The organism is Bacillus sp. AFS029637, assembly GCF_002584985.1.
Taxonomy (GTDB): domain Bacteria; phylum Bacillota; class Bacilli; order Bacillales; family Bacillaceae_G; genus Bacillus_A.
In genome coordinates this window covers 152292-164788 of the sequence record NZ_NUPZ01000022.1, presented here as the reverse complement: position 1 = coordinate 164788, position 12497 = coordinate 152292, and the positions used below count along the sequence as shown (strand labels likewise).

Annotated in this window: 15 protein-coding genes; 3 read left to right on the top strand and 12 right to left on the bottom strand. The window is 35.4% G+C overall.

What is annotated here, in order from left to right; genetic code table 11:
* Nucleotides 1-2: 2 nt before the first annotated feature.
* The 5 genes from COE49_RS10345 to COE49_RS10325 all read right to left on the bottom strand — a co-directional run bounded on the left by COE49_RS10345 (nucleotide 3) and on the right by COE49_RS10325 (nucleotide 4599).
* On the bottom strand, nucleotides 3-593 hold the full coding sequence (locus tag COE49_RS10345) for a histidine phosphatase family protein (protein ID WP_088230482.1): 591 nt from the start codon (nucleotides 591-593) through the stop codon (nucleotides 3-5).
* A gap of 91 nt (nucleotides 594-684) precedes the next feature.
* Nucleotides 685-1839 (bottom strand): stage II sporulation protein P, encoded by a 1155-nt coding sequence (spoIIP, locus tag COE49_RS10340; protein ID WP_098945899.1) that lies wholly within the window; start codon nucleotides 1837-1839, stop codon nucleotides 685-687.
* A gap of 119 nt (nucleotides 1840-1958) precedes the next feature.
* Nucleotides 1959-2372 (bottom strand): hypothetical protein, encoded by a 414-nt coding sequence (locus COE49_RS27625; RefSeq protein ID WP_176551489.1) that lies wholly within the window; start codon nucleotides 2370-2372, stop codon nucleotides 1959-1961.
* An 827-nt stretch (nucleotides 2373-3199) separates the two neighbouring features.
* On the bottom strand, nucleotides 3200-4168 hold the full coding sequence (locus COE49_RS10330) for an SPFH domain-containing protein (RefSeq protein ID WP_098252262.1): 969 nt from the start codon (nucleotides 4166-4168) through the stop codon (nucleotides 3200-3202).
* Between the two features lie 2 nt (nucleotides 4169-4170).
* On the bottom strand, nucleotides 4171-4599 hold the full coding sequence (locus tag COE49_RS10325) for an NfeD family protein (RefSeq protein WP_098252261.1): 429 nt from the start codon (nucleotides 4597-4599) through the stop codon (nucleotides 4171-4173).
* Between the two features lie 272 nt (nucleotides 4600-4871).
* Here COE49_RS10325 and COE49_RS10320 point away from each other — a divergent pair, with 272 nt between their 5' ends.
* Nucleotides 4872-6089, top strand: coding sequence for an MFS transporter (locus COE49_RS10320; protein WP_098252260.1), 1218 nt, complete (start codon nucleotides 4872-4874; stop codon nucleotides 6087-6089).
* A gap of 49 nt (nucleotides 6090-6138) precedes the next feature.
* On the opposite strand, the gene COE49_RS10315 is transcribed toward COE49_RS10320, so the two are convergent.
* The 5 genes from COE49_RS10315 to spoIIP (COE49_RS10295) all read right to left on the bottom strand — a co-directional run bounded on the left by COE49_RS10315 (nucleotide 6139) and on the right by spoIIP (COE49_RS10295) (nucleotide 10897).
* The gene (locus COE49_RS10315) at nucleotides 6139-7614 is read right to left on the bottom strand and encodes an amidase family protein (protein WP_088230487.1); all 1476 of its coding nucleotides are present in this window, start codon (nucleotides 7612-7614) and stop codon (nucleotides 6139-6141) included.
* A 186-nt stretch (nucleotides 7615-7800) separates the two neighbouring features.
* Entirely contained in the window at nucleotides 7801-8247 is a 447-nt protein-coding gene (locus COE49_RS10310) for an NUDIX hydrolase (RefSeq protein ID WP_088230488.1), read from the bottom strand.
* 23 nt (nucleotides 8248-8270) lie between these two features.
* Nucleotides 8271-9011, bottom strand: coding sequence for a M15 family metallopeptidase (locus tag COE49_RS10305; protein WP_088230489.1), 741 nt, complete (start codon nucleotides 9009-9011; stop codon nucleotides 8271-8273).
* 11 nt (nucleotides 9012-9022) lie between these two features.
* Nucleotides 9023-9520 (bottom strand): GNAT family N-acetyltransferase, encoded by a 498-nt coding sequence (locus COE49_RS10300; protein WP_140417338.1) that lies wholly within the window; start codon nucleotides 9518-9520, stop codon nucleotides 9023-9025.
* A gap of 222 nt (nucleotides 9521-9742) precedes the next feature.
* Nucleotides 9743-10897, bottom strand: coding sequence for a stage II sporulation protein SpoIIP (gene spoIIP / locus COE49_RS10295; RefSeq protein ID WP_088230491.1), 1155 nt, complete (start codon nucleotides 10895-10897; stop codon nucleotides 9743-9745).
* An 89-nt stretch (nucleotides 10898-10986) separates the two neighbouring features.
* Between spoIIP (COE49_RS10295) and COE49_RS10290 the strand changes: the two genes are divergently transcribed.
* Nucleotides 10987-11283, top strand: a complete 297-nt coding sequence (locus COE49_RS10290) for a hypothetical protein (protein ID WP_088230492.1) — start codon at nucleotides 10987-10989, stop codon at nucleotides 11281-11283.
* Between the two features lie 4 nt (nucleotides 11284-11287).
* Nucleotides 11288-11593: a permease gene (locus tag COE49_RS28010; RefSeq protein WP_140417339.1), complete on the top strand. Its 306-nt coding sequence runs from the start codon at nucleotides 11288-11290 to the stop codon at nucleotides 11591-11593.
* On the opposite strand, the gene COE49_RS10280 is transcribed toward COE49_RS28010, so the two are convergent.
* Both COE49_RS10280 and csaA read right to left on the bottom strand, forming a co-directional pair.
* Complete coding sequence (locus tag COE49_RS10280) at nucleotides 11566-12093, bottom strand: DUF1572 domain-containing protein (RefSeq protein WP_088230494.1); 528 nt, start codon at nucleotides 12091-12093, stop codon at nucleotides 11566-11568. The two genes, COE49_RS28010 and COE49_RS10280, sit on opposite strands and share 28 nt — an antisense overlap.
* A 17-nt stretch (nucleotides 12094-12110) precedes the next feature.
* Nucleotides 12111-12440: a chaperone CsaA gene (csaA, locus tag COE49_RS10275; protein WP_088230495.1), complete on the bottom strand. Its 330-nt coding sequence runs from the start codon at nucleotides 12438-12440 to the stop codon at nucleotides 12111-12113.
* Nucleotides 12441-12497 lie beyond the last annotated feature (57 nt).

The window sequence follows — 12497 nt, the reverse complement described above, 5'->3', positions numbered from 1 at the left end:
CTCTACATCCCGTCTAAATGATTCGTATCATTAATGAAATGTACCGTTTTTTGTTCATCCTCAATTTCAATTAAACTTATCCCCGTATCTCCCATTTTAAAATAATAGTCCATTGAAATTGGCATTTGGAAAAATGCACGTAATAGACTATTTATTACGCCACCGTGTGCAACGATTGCTATCCGATCATATGTATTCTCTGTCACGATTTTAGAAAAGATTCCTTCTATTCTCATTCGAAATTCGATAAATGATTCTCCATTTTCAAAACGGTCATGTAGAAACTTTGGTTCAGGATATTTCTTTGCTTCTTCAAAAGACAACCCAGCTTGTACTCCATTATTAAACTCCATTAATTCCTCTTCTAATTGAATTGGACATTCGATTGCCGCAGCTAATGTTTCAGCAGTTTCGCGAGCACGCTTTAATGTACTAGCCCAAATGAAATCTGGCGGAAAATCCTTTTTCACTTTCTGTACAAGTCTTTTCACTTGCTGCCTTCCCTTGTCTGTTAACTCAAAGTCAGCTCGTCCTTCATGCACATGTAAAATGTCAGCTTCTGATTCTCCGTGGCGTATTAGTAGTATTTGCATTTGTTCCCACTCCCTGATTCAATATTCACAAAATTACATTATATCATAATTTTAACTTTCTATAACAAAAAAAGAAACGGTCTCCCGTTCCTCATCCATTTACCTTCTCCGCATCATTCCAATAATACTTACTAAACGCTTCCGTTAACACATCAATCGTGTTATATAATTCATCTAACGTATTATCCACACCACCAACCTCAATTAACATTGCCTTTTTAGATAAATCCTGGTTATAAACGCCATTTCCATCTTTTTTATACTTCGGAAAAATCCCTCTACTTAATCCGTAATATTTTTCATCTAAATAACTATTGATTGCTCTTGCAATTTTTTCATTTTCAGCACGTCCTTCATTTTCCATTCCAATGATAAAATATAATCTTGCATACGATTTCCCGTTAATTACTTTTGTAGTTACTTTCTTGCGCTGATCGTCACGGTGTATATCAATCGGAAACGCAATTTTATTATTTTGTGCTAATGCCTCTTTTACATATTCATGAGATGCTTTATATGATTGCGGCCATTTCCATTTTTTACTCGCTAATAAATTCCCCATATTCGTTGTATCATGAGTTACTGGAATACCTTGTCCTTCCAGTTGTTCCTTCATCCGTTTCCCTAGTAAGGACACGTTTACATCTGGACTCGATGGATCGGTAGCCCCTGGTAATAACGGATAAAAGGATTCCCAGCTATGTGTATGGTAAATATATACTGCACTTTCCCCTTTTTTCGCTCCGTTCTTTTTCTGTACCGGATTATTCTTTTCCGCTTCTGTAACTTTGTCTTTTGCTACTTCTCGATCTTTCGTTACTTCTTCTATTGGTACACTAGATTCATTGGGGATATTCGTAAAGTTTGTCCCTTCCCCAGCTACGATAATGTTAGAATAATATTTTGACATACCAGGTACTTCTTTACCGACAAATGTTCTTAAATCTTTAATTTTCAAATCTGTCGCAATAGAGAACATTAAATTCCCAACTGACTCCCGTTTATTCTGCTTAAAATAATCAAATCCATAATAGCGATTCTCACTTTCTATCATTTGAACAAAACCTTGCATAGATACTTTTCCAAACCATTGATTCGCATAATTTGATTTCATTGTATGTAAAAGAGACGTTAAAATCGACGCTATAATAATTACTGCTAGTGCATATAAAAAAAGTAACGAAATTAGTTTTTTTCCATGTATACGAGTTGCATACTTTTTCACTATATCACCTTCTTTATACATGAATATGTACAAGCCTTTCGTAATATACGCACTAAAAGAGAAATGACAAGTTTTTATAGCACTTTCGTCTGCATCGTCACTGACATAAATAACGCATGACAAAACTAAGAAATTTATTGCTATATTATGTATCTATATAAATAAAACACCATCACAAGATGGTGTTTTGCCTTATCTATCGCATCTACAATATCGATCCGGTTGACCGCAGCTATTACAACATTCACATGGATATGACTCACACCTTCGACAACAGCGGCAATTTGCCTCTCCACATTCATTACAGCATTCACATGGATAACTGTCACATCGACGGCAACAGCGACAATTCGCCTCTCCACATTCATTACAACATTCACATGGATAACTGTCACATCGACGGCAACAGCGACAATTCGCCTCTCCACATTCATTACAGCATTCGCACGGATAACTATCACATCGACGACAACAACGACATGGATACTGGTCACAAGTTCCGCAGCATTTACAATGGCTTTCAGGCTCATTACAACCGTTACAGCGAACTTCATACTTATCATCTTCATAGTCTCTGTCTCGTTGACTACGTCCTAGAATATCATCAGCTTCATCGACCTTATGTCTATAACCGCTATGCCTTCTATAAAAGTATGCATCATCCTCTGCTTGTTTCTTTCGATATTCCTCTTCTGACATCCCGCTCTGTTTTTTTGAACTTGCATGAGAAAATCTAGAATTATTTCGGTCGTATTGCACTTCATCATCATATCCATAAAACCCCTCATGTCTTGCATTAGCAACTCTTGTTTTAGGTTCCCTAATTCGTCGGCCATTGTTAAAACCTCTACCATTATTTCTTTCACCATCTAATTCTTCAGAGCTCGCTGAATCAAACAATATTCCTGCTGCTATTAATACAACAAAGAAAGCAAAAGCAGCATAAAAAATCGAATTAGATAGAGCAACAAAGAATAAGATAACAGTACCTAAAAAGAACAACACACTTTTTACATTTCTATTTACAATTGTAGAAAGCACAATAATTAAACCACAAACCAATACTACAGTTGTAGCACTTGGAAGGTCAAAAAAATACCAAATACACGCTACAATTGTTGCTAATATTACTAACATAAAATCCCCCCTGTTTTCCCCTCTTAAAAATCATATGAAATACATTACAAAAAAATATATAATTTTGTTTTTCATTAAAACCGTGCAACTTAATTAAAGTGCGATAGAAACAATTCGCTCCTAATTGCATCTCTATTCATTAAGAAATACCTGGAACAAGAATCTGCTAACTTAAAGAGATTTCTATTTGTTATCCTACTCAAAAATAAAAAGAGAAATGGCATCCCATTTCTCTTCCACACTCTTATTGTTCTTTGTCTGTATTATTCAAAGGGAAATTCTTCGCTTGTTTTTCTTTAAAGATTTCTCCAATCGCCCCAAGAGTACCAAGTGTTTCAATTGCATTAGACGGAATAAATACTTTATTAGCTGGCCCTTTTGCAACTTCAGCTAATGATTCAAATGATTTGTATGCAAGTATACGTTCATCTAAATTTGCTTCTCGAAGTAATTCAATTCGGTTCTGTTCTGCTTTTGCAATTTCCTCAATCGCTCTTGCTTCCCCTTGCGCTTCTAACTCTTTTGCTTCTTTTAAACCTTCAGCTTCTCGAATACGTGCTTCTTTATCCCCTTCAGCCATTAAAATTTTACTTTGCTTTTCCCCTTCAGCACGAAGGACTTTATCTTGTTTCGCTGCCTCAGCTTCTAAAATAATCGCACGTTTATTACGTTCTGCTTTCATTTGTTTTTCCATTGATGCTTGCACGTCTTTTGGCGGATTGATATCGACAACTTCAACACGCTCAATGCGTACGCCCCATTTTTCTGTTGCTTCATCAAGCGCTAAACGAATTTCTGTTGAAATTTTTTCACGACCAGATAACGTTTCATCAAGTTCCATTTTACCAATAATTTGACGCATCGTTGCAGAAGTAATATTACGAACACCATATTCATAGTTAGAAATACCATATGTTGCAAGTTCTGGTTCAACAATTTGATAGAAAATAATTGTATCAATTTCTACTTGTACATTATCTTTCGTAATTACCTTTTGTGGTGGTACATTCGTTTGTTGAATACGTAAGTCATGATATACACGAACGCGATCTACAACTGGGATTAAAATATTTAATCCTGGGTGCATAATACGTTGAAACTTACCAAATCTTTCAACAACCCCAACTTTTTGCTGAGGAATAATTTTAATTGTTAATGCGATAAATGTAACTACAATTAGTGCGAATATAATCGTTAACGTTAATGCTACCATATTTATTCACTCTCCTTTTTCACTTGTAATATAGTACTATGCCTCTTTATAACAACAACTTTTTCTCCAGCCTCAATTGGAGCATCTGCAATAGCTGTCCAAGTATCTCCATCCACTTTCACAATACCATTCACTTCACTTGTAATCGCTTGCATAACGATTCCCTTTCTACCGACAAGCATATCTACTGTATCAGTAAAACCTTTTGCTTCTCGAAAGTTTTTTGAAATTCTTTTCGTAAAGAACGTCAATGTTAAACTTACAATCGCACCAGCAACAACTTGTAAAAATAGCGCATCAGGAGCAAACAAAGCAATAAGACCTCCGACAACAGCTCCAATTCCAAGCCACAACATGTAAAACGTAATCGATAACATTTCTGCTATAAATAAAATACCAGCTATTATAAACCAAATTACCCAACCAGCCATATGCAACCCTCACTTTCTTGCTCATTTTTTATATGTATATGAAGAAACGAATGGTTTATCCGCCCTTTCTCATACATGGGCGTTTGCTACAAGCTATTGTACATATTCGCTGTTACAATAAGTATCAATAAAATGCTATATTAATATATTCTTCATTATACATGAAAATACCTTTCAAAAAATGACAAAAAAATAAATTCTTTCAAAAATCAAATCTCTAAATTATAATAATTTTAACTGTTGTATTATTTTTTAAGAAGGGATGATTCTGATTGCAAAATCGTTCACTGGCTTACTATCTAGGATCGAAAATATGCATTACTCTCGCTGACATCGTATACGTAATGATTATTACAACTCATATTTATATATCAACTAAATCAGCTACTATTACTGCTCTTTTCCCATTATTACAAGTTATCACTAATCTAATTGCTAACATATCTGCACCACTTATCATGAATCGTTTTCCTTCTTTTTCGTTGCTATATATTTTGCAATGGATGAAAACAGCTCTTTTACTGTTATTAACCGTTTTATTTCCCGTCCTTTCCACAAATGTTTTAGCCCTATTAACTTTCATTTTTTTCATTTCATTATGTAGTGGTTGGAGTGCTCCATTATTATACGGCATCCTTCCACGTCTGACGCCACAAGGAAAATTGGTAAAAGTAAATAGTATCTTTTCCTTTTCAACACAAATTACACAAGCAGCCGCTTATTCATTTACAAGTATTGTAGTTCTTCTCATTGGCGTGACTTCTACACTCATGATTAATAATATTTTGATGATTTTCGGATGTATTGCATTGTATTTTTCATTACGTCCCATACATACTGAACGAGTAACAGAGCCTTCCCCTTCAAATAGTACTGCTTTATTAGAAGGCTGGAAACTACTATTTCAACACCCCTCTTTGCGCACAGTTACACTAATGGACTTAATTGAAACTTTCGCAGGAACAATATGGATTGGTGCTATTACGATGGCATATGTAACGACGATTCTTCATAAAGGGGCAGAATGGTGGGGGTATATTAATACAAGTTATTATGTCGGCACGTTAATTGGCGGGATATTAGCATGGAAAATGAGTACATACATTCAAAATAATTTAATACGCTCCATGGCGATAGGTTCTCTTATGTTTAGTATTCTTACATTTTTATATGGTATGACAAGCAGCGGGTTTATTGCGCTATTCCTATGTATTCTAATGGGACCATGTTACCAAATTAGAGATATTTCTCAAACGACTGTTTTACAATCTAGTGTCGCTCCTTCTCTATTATCAAAAATGTATACAGCTCACGGTGCTCTTCTCTCGACAGCTTCTGGCCTTTCTATGCTTAGCGTTGGAATTATTACCGATATTTTCGGTGTTCGTACTATTTATATCATCGCTTCTTTTCTTATTTTATGTTCTGCTTGTTTATCTTTTAGCTTATTAAAATATGATAAGACAGATCAGAAAGATATTTCAATGTAATCAATAAAGTAAAAAGGACAGGAACTCCTGTCCTTTTTGTATATTCTATTTATGACAAACCCGGAATTTTTCTATGTTCTGTCGCTTGTTCAAAAGCATATGCTAGTTTAATCAAGGTCCCCTCAGAAAAAGCAGTGCTTGCAAGCGTAATTCCAAACGGTCTCCCGTTATCCATATATCCCGCTGGTATTGCTATAGACGGATAACCCGCTTTCGCACATATAGTGGAGCCGATATAGGAAGGGAATAGTATCGCATCGAGATTATATTTTTTCAGTACAAAGTCAATACCTTGGTCTTGTGAAAAATATATATCTTCTAATCTCGCATTTAAATATTCTGGATTTCTTAACGTATTAGAAAAATCTTTTCTTCTCTCTAACTTAGTCTGTCCATATTTCAGAGCTCTTTCTGCTATATTTTCATTAAACTCCATTAACTCCGAAATAGAATGCACTGGTATAGTTGAAGGTAATTTCGAAAGATAGTTATCTAAACTATGCTTTAATTCATAGAGCGATACACCCCAGCTCCATTCTCTATGAAAAGACGGAATATTAATATCCTCTACTACCGTCGCACCCTTACTACGTAATACTTCAATTGTTTCCTTAAACAATTTCTCATCATACTCACCAGATTCATAATAATCTTTTGGGGCGTTGTTATATACACCAATCTTTGTTCCATTTAAACCGTTAACATCCAGATACTTTGTATAATCATGTTCTGCTATACCTTCACTTTTATGAGTAGCTACATCTTTCTCATCTACCCCAGTTAACCCTCCTAGTAAAATAGCAGCATCCGTTACTGTTCTAGCAAATGGACCGGCTGTATCTTGCGAGTACGTAAACGGAATAATGCCTCTACGACTAATTAAACCGACAGTCGGTTTAATACCGACTACAGAGTTTTGAACAGCTGGACTCAAAATAGAACCATCCGTTTCTGTTCCAACCGATACTACTGTAAAGTTAGCAGCAACTGCTATGGCAGATCCTGTACTAGAGCCGCCAACAAACATATCATCCTCACCTGTACCGTAAGGGTTTATTGTTTGTCCACCTCTTGCACTATATCCAGCCCACATTTCAAATGACATTGCATTCGCTAATTCTGTCATATTTGTTTTCCCAATTATCACTGCTCCTGCTTCTCGCAGTTTCGTAACGAGAAATGCATCTTCACTACTTATATGTTGTTCTAGAGCGATCGTGCCTGCACTTGTATGCATGGAGTCACTCGTTTCAATATTGTCTTTAAGTAAAACAGGTATACCATGCATTGAACCTCTTATACCTTTTGTCTTTCTTTCATGATCTAGCGCTTCCGCAATAAAGATAGCGTCTGGATTAATTTCTAAAATTGAATTGATTTTCGGTCCGTCTTGATCATACTTTGCGATTCTATGAAGATAATACATGACTAGTTCTTTTGAAGTTAACTTTCCATCTTCCATCGTTGCTTGTATATCATGAATTGTTAATTCTTTTCGTAATAGTGCATTGAACTGCATCTCCATTTTCATTCTCCTTTTATAAAACCTTTTATTGATAACATGTCCCCATTACTTTTTCATTTTCTCCGCTCCTCGCATATACAACTTCAATCCCTTTAATAGAATTCAACTCACTAATGTACAAACCTTTTATTTCCTGAAAAATAAAAATAGTCCGAAACGAATAAATCTACGTTTCAGACTATTTTATTACTGTGCGTATACTTCATCTAACAAATGTACAAACTCACCTTGTTTCCCAGCTAATTCAGGGCATTTGGCAATATCAATCCATTCGTAGCAAAATACTAAACCTTCATCTTCCTCACCGGCACTTACAATATGTTCCCAACCATCTTTTACATCTGTTAGTAATGTTACGTGGAAGAAATGGCGTTTTTGATATTCCTTTTTTTCTTTCACATGTATGATGTAATCAGCTAGAAACCTTTCTATGCATAAATGACGTAATCCAGATTCTTCTTGTACTTCACGTAAAAGTGCTGCTTCTAACGTTTCTCCTTCATCAACTGTTCCCCCTGGTACTTGTATACCAGCTTCAGGTATATCACGATGTTTAAAAATAAGCAGTTGCATAACTCCTTCTTTTTCTCTTGTCACATATGCGTGTACTTTTTTCTTATATAACACCGTCATAATCCTTCTCTCCCCTCAATTGTTCACTGCGTTACTTCTTCAAGTGTCAGTTGATTTTCATATAAATATGTAGCTTGTGGGTTCCCCACATACCTTACATGCCATGGTTCATATCGATAGCCAGTAAGCGATTCTTTCTCTTTTGTATATCGAATGACAAAACCAAATTTATGGGCATTTTCGGAAAGCCACTGCCCTTCTTTCGTTTCACCAAAAATTGTCTCTAACTGAAACTTAGCCGATTGAGATGTAATATCCATAGCTAGTCCTGTTTGATGTTCACTCGTTCCAGGAACTGCACTCGACATTGCTGTTTTTGCTTCCCCATCTTGTTTTTTATACATCGTATTTAACGCTTTTTGTCGATCAAAAGATCTAAATCCAGAGACTGCAAAAAGGAAAATATGCTCCTTATCCGCTTGCTGAAACATTTCCTCAAGCGCACTGGCTGCCTCTTCCCTCATTTTTTTCTTTTCTTGATCACCTTCACTTGAGTAGCGTACTTTCGGAATAACTAAATCTGGCGGTCTATACCCATCTGGTAAACGCCTACTTTTATTTACAAGCACAAGCATTGAATTCGGATTACTAATTACCGCAATATCACCATCCATATTCGCAATCGTTTCTTTCGCTTTCGGAAATATGTTATTTACATTTACCTCACGCGCCTGCTTATCCTTATACATTTTATAATTGATTCCTGCTACTCCAACAATGAGTATCGCCGCTACGATACCAAGTAGTACCCATCTTTTTTTCATATAACGACCTCTTATTTTAATAATTTGGCCATTTCATACTCATCGATGTCCTTTCCATCGATAATAAGAGCAGCTCTTTTGACACCTTCTTTCTCAAATCCAGCTTTTTTATATAGTGCCTGAGCTCTTGTATTGTGGGCCATTACCGTTAATTCTAAACGCCATACATCATGTAATCTTGCCCACTTCTCGACCTCTTTAAACAATCTAGTCCCAATACCTCGCCCGCTATACTCTTGCAATATACCAATTACAATGGCTGCAACATGTCTCTTTCTTTGAATATTATTTCCATCCACTAAAATAAACCCTACTATTCTCTCGTCTTCAATGGCTACAAATATTGTTGCATATTCATTTTCTACAAATCGATGTATCATTTGTTCTTGTTGCTCAGTTGTAGCTGTTCTTTCTCCTGGTTCGTATAGCATAAATTTCGTTTCTTCATCTAATTGCTTACTCAATTGCAAAAATGATGCTGCATCTTCTACCTTGATTTCCCTAATCACTTCAATCACCCTACCAATCTCATAATAAAAAGTTTTCCTTGTAAAAAGATTTTCTCTACTTTCCTGAAAATCCCTCTGCAAATCTCCCAGTATAATTTGACAAATTTCGATATTACTATAACGACGACAAATTATGTCTATTCTGTGACGTCTCATCCATACAAAAAAACGCAAGTATTACACTCACGTTTTTCAGACTTTCCCACTAATTTAAGTTTTACTTTATCCATTCACTTTTTCCGCCTGCCAAAAATACTCTCCAAATGCTTTAGCAAGTGCATCAATTGATCGATTTAATTCTTCCTCTGTATTGTCTACTCCGCCAACTTCTATTAATATCGCTTGCCCTGATAAATCTTGATTATAGACACCATTTCCTGTTTGGAATCCTTTTTGAATAACACCACGACTCACTCCTGGATATTTCTTATTAATTTCTTCATGAAGAGCTGTTGCTAATTGCAAGTTCTTTTCATAATTTTTATTACCTTTTCCAATCACGAATGCGAGTTTAGCGTATGATTTATCTCCAATTGTTTTTGTTGTTACATTTTTCCGAGCACTATCACGGTGTAAATCGAAGAAGTATTGCAATTCTTTATTGCCGGTCATTGCTTCTTGCACAATTTCCCGTGACAATTTGTAAGAACTATTACTATTTAACCCTTTACTAATCAACTTTTGACCGACATCAGTCTTGTCGTTTATAGATCCGATCCCTTCGCTTTCTAACTGTTCACGAAATCGATCGCCAACTATTGAAATATTGGTTACGGAACTTGTCGCTTTATTTGGATTTGGATCATTTGCTAAATTTAATAACGGCAAATAAGATTCCCAGCTATGCGAATGATATATAAATGCAACTTGTCGTTTCCCTGTCGTTTGAGACGGTTGTTTTTTCTCTTTGTTCGCATCAGGCTTTGGAGCTTGTCCACCTTCCCCAGTCCGTTCTTTTACTACTTCTTCAAGGGGAACGCTCGACTCTATCGGTAAGTTAGAATAATTTGTCCCTTCACCGGCAATAACAATTTCTGTATCATACTTACCAAACCCTGGTAGCTCTTTCCCAACAAAACTGCGTACATCGTTAAAACGAATATTCGTAGCCATAGAAAAAAGAAACGAAGAAATTGAAAAATCTTGATTCAAATTTCGATACTCCTGTGTAAAATAATGATTCTCTTTCCCAAGAACATACATGTAACCATTCATCGATAACTCATTTAACCAATTATATAAATACGTTGACTTTGTCTCTTTCATAGAGGTTACCATCATACTAATAAGAAAAAAAGTCGCTAGTACTGTCGCAATAATAAATAAAACTAGTTTACGTACACTTGTGAATTTCACATAAAAAAAGCCTCGATTCATACTATCACCCTCTCTATTTCAAGTTATGTACAAGCTCTAGAGAATAGACCGTATAAATTTCGGCTATATTGTTAATGAGGTGAAATGAATTGAAGCTCTTAATCGGAATATTACCAATCGTTCTATCGTATATTTTTTATTTACTTGCTAAACACCCTACAATCCGTATTGCACTACATATTTGTGCGTACTTGGCACTGTATGTACTCGGTACAATTCTTTCTATTAATATATATGACGTTCTAATACAAAACCTTGTTTTCATGACAAGTATTCATGCAATTTTACTAAATCCATTTTTTCTTATATCAGGAGCGTATATAGGTATATACACTTTATACCTACTCTTGTCTTACATTATTACAAATATTAAAAATGGAGCGTAATGAAATGCGACCACCGTTTATCTGTCATACATGCAAAAAAAGAATTGTGCGAAAGAAAGATATTATTACTACTACACGGTACTTCCAATTTTATTTATTTCACAACAGTTGTTTTAAACAGCAACAACTGTATGCTTCATATTTTATCCCTATAAATACACTTTTTAATTTCTTTCTTATCATATACGGACTTATTGTTGGGAGCATTCTTATGATTACAACGCCATCTATCATTTGGCTTATTGTTTTACTCCCTATCTCATATCGGTTTCTTTCATATTATTATGTTGAACGTTTTTTCTCTACATAACTTGTAGACTCGCCTTTAGGAATACTTAAACACTCCCACTCATTTTCTTTTAACATTTTACCGATGTAAATCATTTGTCCAATATGTAAAGCATAATGAGAAACTTGCCTTTCAATTGCTTGCATGACAGTATGTGCTTCACCACGAATATATACCGTCTTTAATAGGTGTTCCGGCGTTATAACATTCATCGTTTTAAAAACATATTCCCATCCTTCTTGCCACGCTGCAAGGGCTTCTTCTTTTGAATGATAGCCGCCCTCAAATTCAGCATCTCGATTACGATCTGTTTTTTCACCATCAGATATTAAAAAATCCGTCCATCTCGAACGCATATTACCATGTAAATGTTTAATAATAATCGCAATGCTATTTGATTCTACATGTGAAGACCAATGAATTTGTTCATAGGTTAATTGAGAAAGTACCCGTTCCCCTTGCTTCTTTGTTGCTTTAAAATTCGAAATGGCACATTGTAAATATTCTTGTCCGATATCCATATTTTCCCGCCTTTACACTAACTAATTTTTGTTCCATTTGGTAATTCCATACTAGGCTGAAGTAATACAACATCACCTGCTTCAGGAACTCCGCCCAATACAAGCACTTCTGATTTAAATCCCGCTACACGCTTCGGCGGAAAATTTACAATTGCAACGATTTGTTGACCAACTAAATCTTCCGGATTGTATCTCTTCGTAATTTGAGCACTTGACTGCTTTATTCCAAGTCCTCCAAAGTCAATCTCTAGTTTAATTGCTGGGACTCTTGCTTCGTTAAATTCCTCTGCATGTATCACAGTTCCAATTCGTAAATCTAAATTTAAAAAATCTTCAAAATTAGCCATTGTAACATCCCTCCCAATTATTACTTAGACAAAATACAAAAATCCCCTTCAAAAAAA

What these genes read in the sequence shown, in the direction of transcription:
- COE49_RS28010 (WP_140417339.1), top strand. Translation starts at nt 11,288, where the DNA reads ATGCGACCACCGTTTATCTGTCATACATGCAAAAAAAGAATTGTGCGA.
- COE49_RS10345 (WP_088230482.1), bottom strand. Translation starts at nt 593, where the DNA reads ATGCAAATACTACTAATACGCCACGGAGAATCAGAAGCTGACATTTTA.
- COE49_RS10310 (WP_088230488.1), bottom strand. Translation starts at nt 8,247, where the DNA reads ATGACGGTGTTATATAAGAAAAAAGTACACGCATATGTGACAAGAGAA.
- csaA (WP_088230495.1), bottom strand. Translation starts at nt 12,440, where the DNA reads ATGGCTAATTTTGAAGATTTTTTAAATTTAGATTTACGAATTGGAACT.
- COE49_RS27625 (WP_176551489.1), bottom strand. Translation starts at nt 2,372, where the DNA reads ATGAAGTTCGCTGTAACGGTTGTAATGAGCCTGAAAGCCATTGTAAAT.
- spoIIP (WP_088230491.1), bottom strand. Translation starts at nt 10,897, where the DNA reads ATGAATCGAGGCTTTTTTTATGTGAAATTCACAAGTGTACGTAAACTA.
- COE49_RS10315 (WP_088230487.1), bottom strand. Translation starts at nt 7,614, where the DNA reads ATGGAGATGCAGTTCAATGCACTATTACGAAAAGAATTAACAATTCAT.
- COE49_RS10330 (WP_098252262.1), bottom strand. Translation starts at nt 4,168, where the DNA reads ATGGTAGCATTAACGTTAACGATTATATTCGCACTAATTGTAGTTACA.
- COE49_RS10280 (WP_088230494.1), bottom strand. Translation starts at nt 12,093, where the DNA reads ATGGATATCGGACAAGAATATTTACAATGTGCCATTTCGAATTTTAAA.
- spoIIP (WP_098945899.1), bottom strand. Translation starts at nt 1,839, where the DNA reads ATGTATAAAGAAGGTGATATAGTGAAAAAGTATGCAACTCGTATACAT.
- COE49_RS10325 (WP_098252261.1), bottom strand. Translation starts at nt 4,599, where the DNA reads ATGGCTGGTTGGGTAATTTGGTTTATAATAGCTGGTATTTTATTTATA.
- COE49_RS10305 (WP_088230489.1), bottom strand. Translation starts at nt 9,011, where the DNA reads ATGAAAAAAAGATGGGTACTACTTGGTATCGTAGCGGCGATACTCATT.